A 15,369-nucleotide genomic window follows, 5' to 3' on the forward strand; every position below is an offset into this window, starting at 1 on the left:
CGTCGCCCCCGCCATCAACCGCAAGAGAGAGAAGCGCATGACTACGTCACGATCTGCCCGGTATTCGCAGTCCCGCATTGGTGGGGCTGCGATCGAGGCTGAGATTCAGAAGGGTTTGGCGGCGCAGCAGGCCGCCATTGATGAGCGGGCGGCTGCGGCCCGGGTTGCACGGCGGGTGGAGCGGGATCGGGTGAAGCTGACCCGTGATGATGTGGTGGGTGCGGCGTTCGTGCGCACGGCCACGGGGTGGCACAAGGTGGCTACGGTGAACCGGGCGACGGTGTCGGTGGAGACGGGGTTTTCGTGGCGGGATCTGATCCGTTTCGCGAAGGTCCTTGAGGTGCGCGGGCCTTCCCGGTCGGCGGTGACCCGGTGACCACGCGGCTCCCCGCCGAGGTTGTGCCTGGCGCTCGACTCCAGACGGCCATCGCCACCGCCGAGGGCAAAGCGCAAGCCGCCGCCCACCGCCAGGCCAGCGCTGAACACCGACTCCGGAACGTCCTCGCCGACCTGGACCTAATTCAAGCCGCAGCGAACCGCACCCTCCGCAGCCTCGCCGCCGTCCGCACCAACCTCCAAGAGCCCTACCCCACCCAACCCGGAATGACCCCCTGGCTCCACTACATCGCCGACGCCCGCACCGAACTCCGCGAAGCCACCCTCACCGCCGAACGCCGCCTCCGCCGCTACAACCACACCCCCACCGAACCGAGCACCCCCACACCCGAGATACCCGACACCACCCCGGCGCTCGCCGAGGCCACTACCGCGTAATTCCCTGTCTACAGCCGCATCGACACGCCGTCCTGGTGTCGCTGCGGCTGTTGCCGTCTGAGGGTCGGCACGGGCTGCCACTCTGGATTGAGAGAGGGGAACCCGATGCCTGCTTTCTGTTTCACCGGCCCGAGCCGGACATGTCCTGAGGTGCTTTCGTGACTGCCGGTCGCCCTGAGTGGGCGACTGTTGCTGAGTCAGCGACGCTGACCGCTGCTGCGGAGCGTATCCGGCTGATCACGTCGAAGTTTGACCAGGACGTTGAGTTCCCCGAGTACCTGCAGGCGGCGCTGATCGACCTGCCGCGTGCTGGGTTCCGGAGCCGGAAGGTTGCGGAGGCCACGGCTGATCTGCTCGAGGCGGTCGCTGCGTCGCTGCCGGCCCCCGCGGTCGTGACGCAGGCCGTGCAGCTGGCCACCCACATTCTGATGCCGTTCGCCGATGAAGGAACCACCCGATGAGTGCAATGAATCCCACCGCCCACACGGAGTGGCTGCCGAACGGATGGAACGGCACCGTGCAGGAGCCGCGGCCGAAGCGCTGCTGCGCGAAGTGCAAGACGCCGTACGGTCACGCCGCTGAGGCCGGCATCTGCTGCCACGCCGAGGAAAAGGCCACCCGATGACCGCCGAAGACGACGCCGCGTGGGCTCACCGCGAGACTCAGCGTGGCGCGTCGCGGAGCTGCAACCCACGCACGGAGTTTCTCTCAGGTCGGGCGTCGCGCGACGCTGAGGTCGCCGAGCTGCGGGATGACCTCGAGGTAGCGGAAGGCATCCTGGGCGCTCACGCTCACGCAGTGCCGCAGATCATCGCCGAGCGGGATTCGCTGCAGACCGAACTCAATAAGGCGCTCGGGCTCATGGTCAAGGCGTACAGGAATGTCGACAACGATGAGGATCCCGCCGCGATACTGGTCGCGCATGACGCCGCGATAGCTCGCCGCACGCTGCACGCCTTCGCGGATCGTTTGCGCAACGACTACGCCCTCGACCACTCCAGCGCGGGCGCGCTCCTCAAGCATGTCGAGTCGCTGGCCCGCCGCGACGGTGACCTGAACGCGGGTGCCTGATGCGCCGGTGGTGGGCTGCGGCGAAGGCCTGGGTGTGTTCGTGGAACCGGGCACTGCTCGCGGTGGTGGAGAGCGCTGTGGCCCGGTCGTCCTTCGACCAGAAGCTCGACATGCTGCTGCCGTTGCTGGCAGACCGTGAGGAGTTCAAGGACGCGGTGCTGCTGTTCGCCCAGGCAGGGTTGACGATCGAAGAGATCGAGCAGTTGGCGATTGACACGGTGCGGGAGCGTTGCGGGCTGCCGCCGCTCCGCAGCGACGATCCTGAACAGCATCGGTTCGGTCGCGCATGAGCGCGGAGAGGTTCACGATTTCATCACGGGCCACTGGGATCCGGCGCACCGTCGTGGTGTTCATCTACGACACGGTGGAGGAGCTGAAGGCGGCAGCGTTCACGTTCAACGGCTTCGTATGTGACGACAACGCCGCCGCAGTGACTCAGGGCTGGGGCTACCACCATGGCCGGCCGGAGCTTCTGCCCGTGTCGGCTGTCGTCCGCATGCACCACGGGATGATCGACGCCGAGGTGGTCGCCCACGAGCTGGCACACGCGGCGATGGGTATCTACATGGCCGACCGGGTGTGCTGGCACTCGCGGGCACGGGCGCACTTCTCCCTGGCGAACGAGCCGTTTGCCTATCTGCTCGGCCAGCTTGTCTCCATGGCCACCTACCACCTTCACCGCCTCGGCGCATGGACGCCGGCAACTATCCGAGAGGGAGCACCTGCATGACGATCACCGAGAGCACACAGCCCGCGCCGAGTATTGGCCGCAACGTCCACTACCAGAGCCATGGGACCCCGGGCGGGGAGTATTTGCCGGCCCCGCGCGCCGCGATCATCACCGAGGTCACGACCCCGCTCGACAACGAGTTCCCTGCCGTCTCGCTGTGCGTTCTCAACCCCACCGGCATGTTCTTCAACCAGGACGTGCCGTACAGCGAAGAGCCCGCTCCGGGCTGCTGGAACTGGCCGCCGCGTCTGGCGGCACCGCCTCATGTGGTGACGGTTCAGCTTCGGGCGTCCACGGAGGCGCTCGTTGAGGGCATGAGGCGTGCCCGTGATGCGACGGCGGGGGTGTCGGAGTGAGCCGGGATGCCGATCAGCCGTCCGCCAAGGTCTTGGACGGGATCAACGGGCTCATCTACGAGATGGATGTGGCCCGCAGCAACGGGACCGTCTTCACGTACGGGGAGGTGCAGCACCGGTTGAGGATCATCGGTGGGTTGAGCCTCGATGGTGAGGCGTCTGCTCCTGCGGCGAGCGCGGTGGTGGCTGAGGTCGGGCCGGCGAGTAGCGAGGCTTTGCGCCGCCTGACCGCGTACATCTCACTCCTGTGCGGCATGTACATGGTGATCAGCATGTCGGCGATCGGTATTGTCGCTGGCTGGCTGACCCCGTTGGCCTGTCTGCCTGGCTTCCTGACGTATGAGGGGCTGGGTCTCATCGAACGCCGTGTGGGCCGTCGTCGTCGGGCTGCACGCGCTGCTGCACGTGCTGCTGCTCGTGGCGGCCAGTCATGACGCCGTGGGAGCTGGACGCGCTGAGGGGCGCGCTCGTCGCCCTGATCGCGATCGTCCTGGCCATGTTCCTGTACTCGGTGGCCCCGCACGTCAGCGCCCAGGTCGACGCACGCCGCGACACGAACGGTGAGGACTGCCTCTTCGACTCCTACCGGGGATACCGCGAGTGGGTGTACGCCAGGTCGTTCCACAGGGAGAAGCGTCGCCTGGTCGTTCTGAGGAAGCGGAACCAGTTGAGGAAGAGGATGCAGGCATGAGGGGCATGGAGGTCTACTGGCGGGGTGGATACACGATCGAGGGTGCCGCACCGGCCGAGGTGATCGAGCACGGGAGGAGTGAGAACGAAGCGCAGACGCAGGTGCAGGTGGAGGCGGCGGCCGTCCGTGCGCAGCTCACCTCTCTCGGCCTGTCGAACACGGTGGAGATGTGGGTGGAGCGGTGGACGATCACGAACACGGTGAAGACGCATCCACGGATGGTGTTCGGGAAGGTCGGAGTCGGGCATGAGTAGCTCACGGTCGCGTCGGCAGGTGCGTCGCCTGCACCTGGTTACCCCGTATGTCCGGCAGCCGTCGGTGCACAACGCGCTGCGGGCGGATCGGAAGCTGATCCGTGCGGCGTGGAAGCGTCGGCCGGCCCCGTGGATCACCGTTGACGTGCGCCCGCACCTCGAGGCATTCGCCCAGATGATGCTTGCCTTCTCCAGCGTCACCGATACCTTCGCGCAGTCGGCGGCAGTGTTCGCCGACATGGGTGAGCAGCTGGCGCGGGAGAGGGATGAGAGGGCCGCAGCTGCCCGCACCGCTGTGGCCACTGCGTTCCCGCAGATCCGTGGCCAGCAGTGCACCCTGTCCATCATCGATGAGACGCACGTGCTCATGCAGTCTGCTGTCGCGCCTGAACGTCTGGCCCCGGCCGAGGAGCTGATCGCCCGAATCAACGAGTCGTCCCAGCTTCGCGCACGGTTCCCACTGGGTCAGTACGCACCGCAAACCATCACGCTCGGCCCGGCCACCAGTAAGCCCCGCACCCACGAGGAGATGGCGGAGCTGCGCCGCCAGTACTTCGAGGGTGGGCAGCCCTTGGAGGAGAGCCAGTTCGGTGCCGAGTACATCGCACACGTGCGTGCGGCACGTGACCGGGTCCAGGCGGCGCAGCGCACTCACCTGCAGAAGATGCTGCTGGGTTGGGACGGCGGCAACGACCTGGTCACCGTGCACCCTGTTGAGGAGGACCTGTGAGCGCCCGCGCCCGCCGGCAGACGCGCCGCCTGCGCATGGCCGGCCTGTCCCCGGCCGTGCACAACGAGTTCGTGGCGCTGCGCACCGACCGCCGGCAGGGCGGCCTGGCCCGGCTGGCCGTCCGCGCACTCGGCCGACCCACCTCCACCCGTGCAGCCGCCACCCTGTACACCATCTTCAACACCGGCCCCGCAGCAGCAGAAGCCCGCATCCCCCACGAGACACCCCGTGTAGCCCAGGCGATCACCACCATCCTCCAGGTCAACGCAGTCGTCACCGCACGCCTCCAAGCCCAGAAGACAGCCCTCGACACCGCAATCGCCCGACAAACCATCTACGCCCCCAACACCCACGTCCACCACTACACCACCCCCAACCCCCACGAACTCATGCCACCCCACACCCCCACCCGACGCACCACCGCGCTCGCCGCAGACAAGGCCCGACGATGACCAAAGCACTCAACTACCTGCTCGACGCCGTCGACAAGCTCTCCCAGCCCCGCACGACCGCCGCCATCCAAGCCAACGACGCCGGGATCACCTGCACCTCCAGCGTCGAGCACGAGCCCCTCCTCGCCCAGCTGCGAGCCGCCATCGTCGGCGGCATCGGATCACACGCCGGCTCCTCCCCCGGCAACGAACGCATCCCCTTCGACGCTGGAGCCCTCGAACTCTACGACCGCATCGAGGCCGAGATCTCCGAGTGGTTCACCATCCGCCTCGAGCAGCCCGTGTACCTCACCCCCGAGCAGACCCTGCGCCAGTGGTACATCGCCTACCACTCCGACCGCACCGCCGGGAACGTCACCGACGAGGCATACCAGGAGAAGGTGCGCACGCTCGAGGGCTGGGCACGATCCATCGTCGCCAAGTTCGACCCGCCCCGCACACTCGAACTGACCATCGCCCTGCGTGAGCCCGACACCACCGTCGTCCGCAAGTACGGCGAGGTCGTCAAGGACGATGCCGGCAACCCTGTGCGCAAGGTCAAGCTCGACCCCATCACGAAGAAGCCACTCACCCGCATCGCCCGCCACCTCCCCGCCGCGTGCCCCGAGTGCGAGGCCACCATCGCCCACAACCCAAAGACCGGCGACCAGACGTTCGCCTTGATCCTCGAGTACCACGACGACGCCCTCGACACCGTGGCCGACGCCGCCGCCATCTGCCGGTCGTGCGAAGCAACATGGGTCGGCGGCGTCCGCGTGCGCGCGCTGGCCCTACACATCGAGGGACAAGAAACTTTACTCAACACGCCGAAAGAAGCGCTTGACATGGCCCTCATCTGATAGCGTTCCTAGTGCATGCCCACCGTTCTGCCAAGAACCGGTGGGCATTCGCTGTTTAACGACAGTGGCGGGCAGCTCAGTGGTAGAGCAATACCCACGCGCAGGTTCGAAACCTGCCCCGCCATCACAGGTCACGACCCCCTCACTTCCGGTCTCTCTCCCGGAATACCGACGGCAGCCACTCGGGTTGCTACCGTCTCCTGCCGAGCAGCGGGGTGCAGCCACTGGCCGCCCCGCTGCTCGCCCTCGACCGCCACTCGCCAGCCCTCAGCACACTAGGTCGACACGGCCGCCGTCATCGTGCGTATCAACCACGGTGGCGGCCGGAGTGCCGCATACGTTGCACCCTGGGCGAGTGGCACCTCGTGCACCACCAGACAGGAGCCCAGCATGTCGACGTTCATCTGGTTCCTGCTCATCAGCTCCGCCGTCCTCATCATCAGCTCAGCGCCCAGCGTCGACCGGGTGACCAAGCCGAGCTGGTTCGACATCATGCCGCACCTCACCCAGTCACAGAAGCAGCGCACCCGGCTTCAGCAGACCGAGCGCCACCGTGCACGCGCACGGCGCAGGCGCTGAGCCGGCCACTCATGCCGAGGGCACCGAAGAAGTGCGGTCAACGCACCTGTGAGACCCGCGTCGTAGCCCGCCCCTACTGCCCCGAGCACACGGTGGCATGGGCTGGCTCGACCGCATCAAGCCGAGCACCACGCTCGAAGACACAACGCGACCGCATCCTGGCGCGTGACCCCATCTGTCGTTGCCCCGGATGCGCACGCTGCACCCAGCACGGCTGCACCCAACCATCCACCGACGACGACCACGTGCTGAACGTAGGCCGAGGCGGCACCGAGGATGACAGCAACCACCAAGGGCTGTGCAGCCCATGTCACAAGCGCAAGACACAGCTTGAAGCGCAACTCGGAAAAGACGAAAAAGCGCCTTTCTGATCGTTTTTCGCCCCTTTTCGTCCCCCAAAGGGGGGCCGGGGACCCCTCCCCCCTGCCCCGGCAGCGGTACCGGAGGGGGCTGCAAAATCCCAGACGTACGGTTCCCCGGCATTTTAGCCCCGGCGGCCACCAGATCGATCCTGAAGCCCGAAAACGGGCGTCAGGGCCATCTTGGAACCCCTCCTCGCCAGGTGGGCACCTGGCCCTGCTCGCAAGCAGGCAGCGGGAGACTTCCGCGTAATTACGCACACTAGCCGTAACAAATGGCGTAGACTTAGACCATGAGAACATGCGACCACTGCGGCAGCCCGCTCGAGCTATCGCGCACGGATGCTCGATTCTGCTCAACCAAGTGCCGGGTCTACTGGCACCGATTAGCCGGCAAGCTGCCGGCCGAGCTCGTTTCCCTCCCGCGGTGGGTCCGGTGGGACCGGATACTCCGAAAGGGAAAGATCGCGAAGGTGCCGCTCACGGTCTCAGCTACCTTCGCGAGCTCAACGGACTCGTCGACCTGGACGGACTACCCAGCCGCCAAAGCGTCAAGAGTCGGAGCCGGCCTCGGATTCGTTCTCAACGGCGATGGCATCGGCTGCTTCGACCTTGACCACTGCATTGTCGGTGGCAAACTCACCGAAGCTGCAGAGCGATTCGTCGGCGCAAACCCGGGCTTCTACTCTGAGATCTCGCCCTCAGGCGAAGGATTGCACATCTGGGTTCACGCTGATTCGCAACCTGGTTGGAAGCGCACCCTGGAGGGGCTATCCGTGGAGTTCTACACACGCGGCAGGTACATGACCATCACCGGCACGCCGTTCCGCCGATGAGGACCTGCAAACACTGCGGTGAGCGCAACATGCCCGACTCCATGAACGCTCACGCCAAGTTCTGCTCCGTCCGTTGCCGTGTCGCATCCCACCGTTCCGCACGAAACCCGATCCGAAGCGGCACGCCGTGGACGATCGTGAGCATACCCAGCAAGCAGCCGCCGCCAACCTTCCCCGATGGCTACTGCTCCCAGTGCGGCAAAGAGCTGCTGGGGCGCAAGCGCAAATACTGCGATCGATCCTGCGCCAACCGCGCGTACAACGCTCAACGACGATTCGACGGCCGCGCGCGTGACCTGAAGTACCGCCGCAGAGCGCTTCTGAGAGATGCCCGAGTCGAGGCATTCGAAGCGATTGAGATATTCGAGCGTGACGGGTACCTGTGCAGGATCTGTGATGAGCCACTCAACATGCTGGTCGATTTTCCTCACCCGCTCTACCCGACCATCGACCACATCTTTCCTCTCGCCCTCGGTGGAGAGCACTCACGGGCGAACGCACAATCAGCCCACCTCACCTGCAACGTCCGCAAAGGCACCCGGCTGATCTACTAGCCGCGCCTCCTCCCCTCCCGCTCCCCAATGGGAGAGGCGAATCCTGAGAGGAGGCGCGACGATGGCAGCACCGAAGAAGGACGCGACCACCCGCGCACGCCGGAACACGGCCTCCACCGCCTCCAAGCTCGCCGACGGTCCCGCCGTCATCGTGCCCATGCTCCCGACCCGGCCCGACGAGTACAGCGAGCAGCTCGAAACGTACATCTCCGTCCCGTGGAACGCCGAGACCCTCTCCTGGTGGGCAGACCTCTGGGCCTCGCCCATGGCCGCCGAGTACCACTCCGCCGACCGCCACCAGCTGTTCCTCCTCGCCGTGCTCATGGACGACTTCTGGCGTGCACCCTCCACAAAGCTCGCTGCGGAGATCCGCCTGCAGCGTGTCGCCTTCGGCCTCACCCCCTACGACCGTCGTCGTCTGGAATGGACCATCGAAACCGCGGAAGAGTCCAAGGACCGCGGCCAGGTGCGCAAGGACCGCCAGCAGCGCCCCGCATCCAAGGGACCTGACCCGAGAGCTGTTCTCACAGCCGTGAATTAGAGGCCCACATGGGTGTTCTGATCGTCCCAGCCCTCGACGCAGAGCCCTGGCCGACACTCGGCCCGCAGGTCTGCGACTTCATCGAAGAGCGCGCCATCTTCGGCCCCGGCTCCCTCAAAGGCCAGGCTGCTCGTCTCGACGACGAGAAGCGCGCCGCCATCTACCGCCTGTACGAGCTCTACCCGCAAGGCCACGACCTTGCCGGCCGCCGCCGGTTCAAGCGTGGCGGCCTCTCCTGGCGGAAGGGCCTCGCCAAGACCGAGTTCGGCGCGTGGATCACCCTCGCTGAGCTCCACCCCGAAGCGGAAGTACGCTTCGACGGCTGGGACGCCAACGGCAACCCCGTCGGCCGTCCCGTCGTCTTCCCGTACATCCCCATGATGGCTGTCACCGAAGGTCAGGTCGCCGAGCTCGCCTACGGTGTCCTGCTCTACATCGTGCAGGAAGGCCCCGACGCCGACCTCTTCGACGCCGGCCTCGACCGCATCATCCGCCTCGACCACCGCGGTAAAGCCGACGGCCGCGCCGTGCCGGTATCCAACTCCCCCGGATCCCGTGACGGTGCGCTCACCACCTTCCAGTACTTCGACGAGCCCCACCGCCTCTACCTGCCGAACCACCACAAGGCCTACGAGACGATGATGGCCAACATGGAGAAGCGGGTCCTCGAGGACCCGTGGGCGCTGTCCACCTCGACGGCCGGCCAGCCCGGCCAAGGCTCGATCGAAGAGAACACCTTCCACAACGCGGAAGCCATCGCCGCCGGCAAGGTCGACGAACCGGACCTCTTCTACTTCCACCGCGACTCCTCCGGGAACCACGACCTCGACACCATGGAAGGTCGAATCGCTGCCATCAAGGAAGCGACCGGCCCCGTCGGCGAGTACGGTCCCGGCCAGTTCTACGGCATCGCGAAGCAGTGGGACCGGTCCGGTGTGGACAAGTCCTACCTCGAGCGGGTGTGGCTGAACCGGTGGACGAAATCCGCAGCGCAGGCCTTCGACCCGGCACGGTGGACGTTCCTCACCGCCACGAAAGCCAGCATCCCGGAAGGGGCCCTCGTCACGGTCGGCTTCGACGGTGCCCGGTTCCGCGACGCAACCGCGTTCGTCGTCACCGACGTCACCACCGGGGTGCAGATCCTCGGCCCCGACAGCAACCCGGACCACGACTGGCTCTGGGAACGCCCGGAAGACGACGACACGTGGGAAGTGCCCGAGGAGGAAGTCACCGAGGCTCTCGCCTGGATCATGAAGCACTTCGACGTGTGGAAACTCTACGGCGACCCGCCCCACTGGACGGAAACGCTCGGGTCGTGGTCAGCACGCTGGCCCGACCAGGTCGAGGAGTGGTTCACCGCCCGCCGTGTCCCCATGGCGTACGCGCTGCGCCAGTACGTCGAAGCGCTCGACTCCGGTCTGACCACCCACCCGCCGGACGTCAACTTCGCCCGCCACATCGGCAACGCCGGCCGCAAGGACCTCAAGATCCTCGACGACTTCGGCGAACCGCTCTGGATCCTGCAGAAGCAGGAGCTGGAGAAGAAGTTCGACGCGGCCATGGCCGCCGTCCTGTCGTGGAAAGCCTGCCTCGACGCACGCAAGGCCGGCGCGAAACCCCGCCGGAAACCGAAAGTACGAGTTCGCCGAGTCCGATAGGAGGCCGCTGTGCCAATCGATACGAAGACGCCCATGTCGCCCGGCTGGTGGATGCGCAAAGCAGTCCGGAAGCTCGAGCTGCGCCAACCCCGGCTGGCCAAGCTCGCCGCCTACCACGACGGCAACCCGCCGCTGCCGGTCGGTGCCGAGCAGGCCCGCGAGGCATACCAGGCGTTCCAGAAGAAAGCCCGGACGAACTTCGCCGAGCTGATCGTCGGAGCGGTACGCGAACGCTGCTCCGTCCGGTCCATCCGCACAGCGGTCGACAAGGACGGCAACGGCGACGACCTCGCCTGGTCGATCTGGCGCGACAACGACCTCGACATCGAGTTCTCCGACGTGCTCGAGAACATGCTGGCGCTCGGCGACGCGTACATGATGATCGGCGAGGACGAGGACGACCCCACGAAGGTCGTCATCACCGGCGAGGATCCCCGGCAGGTCGTCACCATCCACGACCCGGTGCGGCAGTCCATCGTCCGCTGCGCGATCAAGATGTTCCACGACCCCGACGAAGAGAAGGACTTCATCTACCTGTTCATCTACGGACAGGACGGTGATAACGCCCGCCGCTACGTCGCCTCCCGGCCCCGGAAGCGCGCCTTCTCCAAGCAGTCGTTCTCCGCGGCCGCCTACGAGTGGGAAGACGCCGACGGTGGCGCTGACGGCGAGGAACTCAAGCACGAGCTCGTCCCCGTCGTCCGGTTCCGCAACCGCCGCGGGATCGGCGAGTTCGAACCGCACATCGACATCCTCGACCGCATCAACCACACCCTCCTGCAGCGGATGGTCATCGCCACCTACCAGGCGTTCAAGCAGCGGGCGCTGCTCGTCGACCCGGAGGACATGCCGGACGAGGACGAAGACGGCCAGCCGATCGACTACGCGGACATCCTGACTGCGGACCCGGGTGCCTGGCTCAAGATTCCCGCGACCGCGAAGATCTGGGAGTCCACCCAGGCAGACCTGCAGGGCATCCTTTCCTCCGTGAAAGACGACGTGCAGCACCTGGCCGCGGTCACCCGCACGCCGCTGTCCGTGATCTCCCCCGATGCCGTGAACCAGTCGGCCGAGGGTGCCGCCCTGATCAAGGAAGGGCAGATCTTCAAGACCGAGGACAAGCAGAAGCGCGCCGCGAGCTCGCTCGTGCTCGTCTACGTCATCGCGTTCCTCACCCTGGGCGAGACCGCCCGGGCGGTGAAGAAGGACATCGTCATCGACTGGGCCCCCGCCGAGCGGTACTCGCTGCAGCAGAAGTACGACGCAGCATCGAAGGCCCCCAGCGGTGGCGTCCCGAAGGAAACGATCTGGTCGCACATCCTCCAGTTCAGCCCGGAGCAAATCGGCCTGATGAAGAACCAGGTGACCGACGACGCGATAGCGGGGGTGCTCAGTGGATCAACGCCAAGCGCTGCTGCTCAGCCGAACGCAGGCTAGCTACGTCAACCTGGTCGCGGCCACCCGCGACCAGGTCGGCCTGTTCATCGCCAACCGGTGGGAAGGCCTCGGCAACTACCGGGACGCCGATTTCATCGCCTACGAGAACGCCGTCATCCCGGTGGTGCTCTCCGGTGAACGCCGCGTCGCGCAGCTGACGAACTCCTACCTGGCCGGCATGCAGAACATCGCCACCGGCAAGAACGCGGCCGCTCCGCCGCTCGACATCGAGGCAGTCACCGGTGCGCCGCTGCGGCAAGGCGTGGAACCCTCCACCGTCTACCACCGACCAGCAGTCACCATGTACTCGGCGCTGTCGAAGGGCACCCCGTTCGTCACGGCCGCCAAACAGGGCCTGGCCCGGGCGAGGAACCTCGCGAGCACCGACCTGCAGCTGGCCAAGACCCACACGGTTGCCCGGCAGGGACGGTACGCCTGGTACCGCCGCCGACTCACCGGGGCCGAGAACTGTGCGCTCTGCGTCATCGCGTCCACCCAGCGATACCACCAGGGCGACCTGCAGCCCATCCACCCGGCATGCGACTGCTACTGCCAGGAGGAGAACACGCAGGACCCGGGCCAGATCATCGAGCCCGACCTGCTCGACGCCACCCACGGCGCGATCGCCAGCTTCACCGGCACCGGATCCGACCGCAGCGCCCGGATCATCGACGGCCACGGCAAGTCGATCACCCTCCGCGACGGATCCAGCAAAGCCGCGGACTACACCGACCTGGTCGTTACCCGCCAGCACGGCGAGTACGGCCCGGTAATCGGCTGGCGTGACGACGCTTTCACCTCTGCCGCCGACCTCGGCCTCTAAATCTTCTGCCGCACCAGCGGCAGACCACCCCGCCATGGGGCCTATCCAACACCCGACATGGGAGACAAAACAATGCGCGTCCGATTCCGCAATCCCCGCCTCCGCTTCATCACCGATGCTGAGGCTCTGGAAGCCAGCACCGCCGCAGCCGCTGCGGCTGCCGGCGACCCCGATCCGAAGTTCCCGGCGAACACACCTGTCAAGGACATGACGCCGGATCAGCAGATCGCGTTCCACGAGAGCAAAGGTCGCAAGCTCGAAGACAAGCTCAAGCTGTTCGGCGGGCTCACGCCCGAGCAGGTCACCGCCCTCGTCAAAGAGCGCGACGACCTCAAGACCGCGAACCAGACGGACTCCGAGAAAGCGATTGAGGAAGCCAGAGAATCAGGCCGCGCCGAGGTGCGCACGGTTCTCGGTGCCGAACGATTCCGCACCGCCTTCACCGCAGCACTCGCCGGCCGCACCGCGGACCCGGCCGCGCTGCTCGACCTCGACCGCTCGCAGTTCATCAAGGGCGACAAGCCCGACGCTGACGCGATCAAGGTCTGGGTCGAGAAGAACTCCACCGCCGTCACGGCAGAGGAGAAGCGCAAGCCGGTCCGAATCGGCCAGGGCAACCGCGACACCATCCACGCGGCCGCTGGCGAAAAAGGCAAAGCGGAAGCCGAACGACGCTTCGGCAGCAAGTAACACCCCACCCTTCCACCCCCCATCTGTAGGAGAAGCACATGACCGACATTTCAGTCGTCACGACTACCAGCCAGGTCGAGAACCGTTCCTGGTTGCTCAGCCCCCACGGCACCGAGCCCGGAACCACCCCGTCGATCACCGTCGACGTGTCCACGTTCACCGCCGGCACCCACTACCCGAACGGCTACATCCCCTCGGGCATCGTCCTCGCGAAGATCACCGCGTCCGGCCTGTACGGCCCGTACGACAGCACAGCGCTGGACGGCCGCCAGATCACCACGGACGGCCGCATCGGTCTGCTCTACGGATCGCTCAGCGTCAAGACCGGCTCGACCAAGGTCGGCGGCGCGCTCGTCGTCCACGGCTTCGTCAACGCCGTGCGCCTGCCCTTCCAGGCCGGAAGCGGCGGCATCACCGCCGCAGCCAAGACCGCCCTCTCCCTCATCCACTTCTCGGCCTAAGGACCCTCACCATGGCAATTTTCTACGACGGCCCCGTCACCCCGGCCGACCTCACCACCTTCGTGCGCGAAGTGCCCGCTGCCGGCGACCTCACGTTCCTCAACGCGTTCCCGCCGCGGTACCTCACCACGAACACGATCGACTTCGCGGAGATCGTCAAGACGAACCGCACCGCGCGCTTCCGCAGCTTCGACGGCCGCATCCACGTGTCCGCACGTGACGCCGGCAGCGAGAAGCGTGTGTCGCTGCTGCCCCTCGGATCCTCGAAGGGTGTCGGCGAGTACGAGCGTCTGCAGCTCGAGTTCGCCCGCACCGGCGGCACGAACTCAGAAGCCCTCGCCCAGGCCGTCTACAACGACAGCCAGTCCCTGACCGAAGAGGTGCAGAACCGCCTCGAGCAGGCATGGGGTGACGTCCTCTCCGACGGCAAGCTCACCATCAACGAGAACGGGTTCCAGGGCGAAGCCGACTTCGGTGTGCCGGCCAACCAGAAGGTCACCGCCGCGACCCTCTGGACGAACACCGCCTCGGCGACCGTCCTCTCGGACTACCTCGCCTGGTGCGACACCTACGCGGCCACCAACGGCTTCGTCCCCGCGGCCGCGCGCGTCTCCCAGCGCATCGCCCGCCTCATGCAGGCGAACGCGCAGATCGTTGGTGCCGTCCACGGCTCCACGTCGGGCAAGACCCGCGTGAACCTGAACGAGCTCAACGACCTGCTCGCCTCCGAAGGCCTCCCGGTCATCACGGTGATGCGGATCAAGCAGCTCGACGTCGACGGTGTCACCACGCCGTCGATCGGCGACGACCGGATCCTCTTCACCCCGGAGAACCTGGGCGACCTCGGCTACACCGCGTGGGGCATCTCAGCCACCGCGCTCGAGCTGATCGACTCCAACAAGGCCGACATGGCCTTCGAGGACGCGCCCGGCATCGTCGGCGTCATCGAGAAGGACGGCCCCCCGTACCGCCAGTTCACCTACGTGGACGCCGTCGCCATGCCGGTCCTCGCCGAGGCGAAGCTGCTCATGATCGCGGACGTGGCCTAATGGCCCGCCTGAGCACGTTCGTGCACGTGCACGTCGGGGGTGAGTCGAAGGTCTACGGGCCGGACGACGTCATCCCCGACGGGATCGCGGCGCTCATCACGAACCCGAAGGTCTGGGCGGAAGCGCCGACCGAGGGCGCGCCGGCCACATCGGTGCCCGCGACCGGCGTCGCGGGGGCCCCCCCGCGCGCTGGCGCGGGGTCCGGCGCGGCTGTCTGGCTGGCCTACGCGGTCAGCCTCGGCATCGAGGTGCCTGAGAAGGCATCGAAGAAGGACATCCTCGACCTCGTGGACGCCTTCGTCGCCCCCGCGGCCGCGCCGGCCGAAACGCCGGCCGCTGAAAACAGCATCCCCGCCAAGGATGCTGACGTCGCCACCTGGCGTGCCTACGCCGACGCCCAGGGCTTCGAGACCGACGACGACGTGAGCGTCGCGGAGATCATCGCGACCCTGGACGCCAACAGCACCGCAACCGAGTAGAAAAAG

General features: G+C 66.6%; 25 protein-coding genes and 1 tRNA gene. All 26 read left to right on the forward strand.

The window, feature by feature from the left end; genetic code table 11:
- Positions 1 to 37 precede the first annotated feature (37 nt).
- The 26 genes from E3T49_RS13225 (at position 38) to E3T49_RS13340 (ending at position 15,363) form a co-directional block, all read left to right on the forward strand.
- Complete coding sequence (locus E3T49_RS13225) at positions 38 to 376, forward strand: hypothetical protein (RefSeq protein ID WP_134425365.1); 339 nt, start codon at positions 38 to 40, stop codon at positions 374 to 376.
- Positions 373 to 774 (forward strand): hypothetical protein, encoded by a 402-nt coding sequence (locus E3T49_RS13230; protein ID WP_134425366.1) that lies wholly within the window; start codon positions 373 to 375, stop codon positions 772 to 774. Before E3T49_RS13225 ends, E3T49_RS13230 begins: the two co-directional genes overlap by 4 nt.
- A gap of 158 nt (positions 775 to 932) precedes the next feature.
- On the forward strand, positions 933 to 1,235 hold the full coding sequence (locus E3T49_RS13235) for a hypothetical protein (RefSeq protein ID WP_134425367.1): 303 nt from the start codon (positions 933 to 935) through the stop codon (positions 1,233 to 1,235).
- Entirely contained in the window at positions 1,232 to 1,399 is a 168-nt protein-coding gene (locus E3T49_RS16230) for a hypothetical protein (protein ID WP_166785553.1), read from the forward strand. Before E3T49_RS13235 ends, E3T49_RS16230 begins: the two co-directional genes overlap by 4 nt.
- Positions 1,396 to 1,845 carry a hypothetical protein gene (locus E3T49_RS13240; RefSeq protein WP_134425368.1) on the forward strand — a complete coding sequence of 150 codons (450 nt, stop codon included), beginning with the start codon at positions 1,396 to 1,398 and terminating at the stop codon, positions 1,843 to 1,845. Before E3T49_RS16230 ends, E3T49_RS13240 begins: the two co-directional genes overlap by 4 nt.
- Before the next feature lie 77 nt (positions 1,846 to 1,922).
- Positions 1,923 to 2,135, forward strand: coding sequence for a hypothetical protein (locus tag E3T49_RS13245; protein WP_134425369.1), 213 nt, complete (start codon positions 1,923 to 1,925; stop codon positions 2,133 to 2,135).
- Positions 2,132 to 2,575: a hypothetical protein gene (locus E3T49_RS13250; RefSeq protein ID WP_134425370.1), complete on the forward strand. Its 444-nt coding sequence runs from the start codon at positions 2,132 to 2,134 to the stop codon at positions 2,573 to 2,575. Before E3T49_RS13245 ends, E3T49_RS13250 begins: the two co-directional genes overlap by 4 nt.
- Entirely contained in the window at positions 2,572 to 2,931 is a 360-nt protein-coding gene (locus tag E3T49_RS13255) for a hypothetical protein (protein WP_198414256.1), read from the forward strand. Before E3T49_RS13250 ends, E3T49_RS13255 begins: the two co-directional genes overlap by 4 nt.
- Complete coding sequence (locus tag E3T49_RS13260; protein ID WP_134425371.1) at positions 2,928 to 3,365, forward strand: hypothetical protein; 438 nt, start codon at positions 2,928 to 2,930, stop codon at positions 3,363 to 3,365. Before E3T49_RS13255 ends, E3T49_RS13260 begins: the two co-directional genes overlap by 4 nt.
- Positions 3,362 to 3,622: a hypothetical protein gene (locus E3T49_RS13265; RefSeq protein ID WP_134425372.1), complete on the forward strand. Its 261-nt coding sequence runs from the start codon at positions 3,362 to 3,364 to the stop codon at positions 3,620 to 3,622. The genes E3T49_RS13260 and E3T49_RS13265 overlap by 4 nt, the downstream gene beginning before the upstream one ends.
- Complete coding sequence (locus tag E3T49_RS13270; protein WP_134425373.1) at positions 3,619 to 3,876, forward strand: hypothetical protein; 258 nt, start codon at positions 3,619 to 3,621, stop codon at positions 3,874 to 3,876. Before E3T49_RS13265 ends, E3T49_RS13270 begins: the two co-directional genes overlap by 4 nt.
- Positions 3,869 to 4,606 carry a hypothetical protein gene (locus tag E3T49_RS13275; RefSeq protein WP_134425374.1) on the forward strand — a complete coding sequence of 246 codons (738 nt, stop codon included), beginning with the start codon at positions 3,869 to 3,871 and terminating at the stop codon, positions 4,604 to 4,606. Before E3T49_RS13270 ends, E3T49_RS13275 begins: the two co-directional genes overlap by 8 nt.
- A complete protein-coding gene (locus E3T49_RS13280; RefSeq protein WP_134425375.1) occupies positions 4,603 to 5,058 on the forward strand; it encodes a hypothetical protein in 456 nt (151 codons plus the stop codon). Before E3T49_RS13275 ends, E3T49_RS13280 begins: the two co-directional genes overlap by 4 nt.
- A complete protein-coding gene (locus E3T49_RS13285; protein WP_134425376.1) occupies positions 5,055 to 5,897 on the forward strand; it encodes a DUF7341 domain-containing protein in 843 nt (280 codons plus the stop codon). Before E3T49_RS13280 ends, E3T49_RS13285 begins: the two co-directional genes overlap by 4 nt.
- A gap of 65 nt (positions 5,898 to 5,962) precedes the next feature.
- Positions 5,963 to 6,022: transfer RNA gene (locus tag E3T49_RS16235), tRNA-OTHER, on the forward strand.
- A 265-nt stretch (positions 6,023 to 6,287) separates the two neighbouring features.
- The gene (locus tag E3T49_RS13290) at positions 6,288 to 6,476 is read left to right on the forward strand and encodes a hypothetical protein (RefSeq protein ID WP_134425377.1); all 189 of its coding nucleotides are present in this window, start codon (positions 6,288 to 6,290) and stop codon (positions 6,474 to 6,476) included.
- 11 nt (positions 6,477 to 6,487) lie between these two features.
- Complete coding sequence (locus E3T49_RS16860) at positions 6,488 to 6,847, forward strand: HNH endonuclease signature motif containing protein (protein WP_134425378.1); 360 nt, start codon at positions 6,488 to 6,490, stop codon at positions 6,845 to 6,847.
- An 853-nt stretch (positions 6,848 to 7,700) separates the two neighbouring features.
- Positions 7,701 to 8,225, forward strand: a complete 525-nt coding sequence (locus E3T49_RS13300; RefSeq protein WP_166785555.1) for an HNH endonuclease — start codon at positions 7,701 to 7,703, stop codon at positions 8,223 to 8,225.
- 61 nt (positions 8,226 to 8,286) lie between these two features.
- Entirely contained in the window at positions 8,287 to 8,766 is a 480-nt protein-coding gene (locus E3T49_RS13305; RefSeq protein ID WP_134425380.1) for a phage terminase small subunit, read from the forward strand.
- A gap of 8 nt (positions 8,767 to 8,774) precedes the next feature.
- Positions 8,775 to 10,424 carry a large terminase gene (locus E3T49_RS13310; RefSeq protein WP_134425381.1) on the forward strand — a complete coding sequence of 550 codons (1,650 nt, stop codon included), beginning with the start codon at positions 8,775 to 8,777 and terminating at the stop codon, positions 10,422 to 10,424.
- A 9-nt stretch (positions 10,425 to 10,433) separates the two neighbouring features.
- The gene (locus E3T49_RS13315; protein WP_134425382.1) at positions 10,434 to 11,861 is read left to right on the forward strand and encodes a phage portal protein; all 1,428 of its coding nucleotides are present in this window, start codon (positions 10,434 to 10,436) and stop codon (positions 11,859 to 11,861) included.
- Positions 11,818 to 12,684: a hypothetical protein gene (locus E3T49_RS13320; protein ID WP_134425383.1), complete on the forward strand. Its 867-nt coding sequence runs from the start codon at positions 11,818 to 11,820 to the stop codon at positions 12,682 to 12,684. Before E3T49_RS13315 ends, E3T49_RS13320 begins: the two co-directional genes overlap by 44 nt.
- Before the next feature lie 72 nt (positions 12,685 to 12,756).
- Positions 12,757 to 13,374, forward strand: coding sequence for a hypothetical protein (locus E3T49_RS13325; RefSeq protein WP_134425384.1), 618 nt, complete (start codon positions 12,757 to 12,759; stop codon positions 13,372 to 13,374).
- Between the two features lie 38 nt (positions 13,375 to 13,412).
- Positions 13,413 to 13,835, forward strand: coding sequence for a head decoration protein (locus E3T49_RS13330; RefSeq protein ID WP_134425385.1), 423 nt, complete (start codon positions 13,413 to 13,415; stop codon positions 13,833 to 13,835).
- A gap of 11 nt (positions 13,836 to 13,846) precedes the next feature.
- Positions 13,847 to 14,884, forward strand: coding sequence for a major capsid protein (locus E3T49_RS13335; RefSeq protein ID WP_134425386.1), 1,038 nt, complete (start codon positions 13,847 to 13,849; stop codon positions 14,882 to 14,884).
- The gene (locus E3T49_RS13340; RefSeq protein WP_134425387.1) at positions 14,884 to 15,363 is read left to right on the forward strand and encodes a hypothetical protein; all 480 of its coding nucleotides are present in this window, start codon (positions 14,884 to 14,886) and stop codon (positions 15,361 to 15,363) included. Before E3T49_RS13335 ends, E3T49_RS13340 begins: the two co-directional genes overlap by 1 nt.
- Positions 15,364 to 15,369 lie beyond the last annotated feature (6 nt).

The sequence above is a fragment of the Cryobacterium cryoconiti genome, from assembly GCF_004403065.1.
GTDB classification, from domain to species: Bacteria; Actinomycetota; Actinomycetes; order Actinomycetales; family Microbacteriaceae; genus Cryobacterium; species Cryobacterium cryoconiti.

Excerpts from the sequence above, each read along its gene's own strand:
- E3T49_RS13225 (WP_134425365.1), top strand. The coding sequence starts at position 38 with ATGACTACGTCACGATCTGCCCGGTATTCGCAGTCCCGCATTGGTGGG.
- E3T49_RS16230 (WP_166785553.1), top strand. The coding sequence starts at position 1,232 with ATGAGTGCAATGAATCCCACCGCCCACACGGAGTGGCTGCCGAACGGA.
- E3T49_RS13240 (WP_134425368.1), top strand. The coding sequence starts at position 1,396 with ATGACCGCCGAAGACGACGCCGCGTGGGCTCACCGCGAGACTCAGCGT.
- E3T49_RS13250 (WP_134425370.1), top strand. The coding sequence starts at position 2,132 with ATGAGCGCGGAGAGGTTCACGATTTCATCACGGGCCACTGGGATCCGG.
- E3T49_RS13255 (WP_198414256.1), top strand. The coding sequence starts at position 2,572 with ATGACGATCACCGAGAGCACACAGCCCGCGCCGAGTATTGGCCGCAAC.
- E3T49_RS13265 (WP_134425372.1), top strand. The coding sequence starts at position 3,362 with ATGACGCCGTGGGAGCTGGACGCGCTGAGGGGCGCGCTCGTCGCCCTG.
- E3T49_RS13270 (WP_134425373.1), top strand. The coding sequence starts at position 3,619 with ATGAGGGGCATGGAGGTCTACTGGCGGGGTGGATACACGATCGAGGGT.
- E3T49_RS13275 (WP_134425374.1), top strand. The coding sequence starts at position 3,869 with ATGAGTAGCTCACGGTCGCGTCGGCAGGTGCGTCGCCTGCACCTGGTT.
- E3T49_RS13285 (WP_134425376.1), top strand. The coding sequence starts at position 5,055 with ATGACCAAAGCACTCAACTACCTGCTCGACGCCGTCGACAAGCTCTCC.
- E3T49_RS13290 (WP_134425377.1), top strand. The coding sequence starts at position 6,288 with ATGTCGACGTTCATCTGGTTCCTGCTCATCAGCTCCGCCGTCCTCATC.
- E3T49_RS16860 (WP_134425378.1), top strand. The coding sequence starts at position 6,488 with ATGCCGAGGGCACCGAAGAAGTGCGGTCAACGCACCTGTGAGACCCGC.
- E3T49_RS13300 (WP_166785555.1), top strand. The coding sequence starts at position 7,701 with ATGCCCGACTCCATGAACGCTCACGCCAAGTTCTGCTCCGTCCGTTGC.
- E3T49_RS13305 (WP_134425380.1), top strand. The coding sequence starts at position 8,287 with ATGGCAGCACCGAAGAAGGACGCGACCACCCGCGCACGCCGGAACACG.
- E3T49_RS13310 (WP_134425381.1), top strand. The coding sequence starts at position 8,775 with ATGGGTGTTCTGATCGTCCCAGCCCTCGACGCAGAGCCCTGGCCGACA.
- E3T49_RS13325 (WP_134425384.1), top strand. The coding sequence starts at position 12,757 with ATGCGCGTCCGATTCCGCAATCCCCGCCTCCGCTTCATCACCGATGCT.
- E3T49_RS13330 (WP_134425385.1), top strand. The coding sequence starts at position 13,413 with ATGACCGACATTTCAGTCGTCACGACTACCAGCCAGGTCGAGAACCGT.
- E3T49_RS13335 (WP_134425386.1), top strand. The coding sequence starts at position 13,847 with ATGGCAATTTTCTACGACGGCCCCGTCACCCCGGCCGACCTCACCACC.
- E3T49_RS13340 (WP_134425387.1), top strand. The coding sequence starts at position 14,884 with ATGGCCCGCCTGAGCACGTTCGTGCACGTGCACGTCGGGGGTGAGTCG.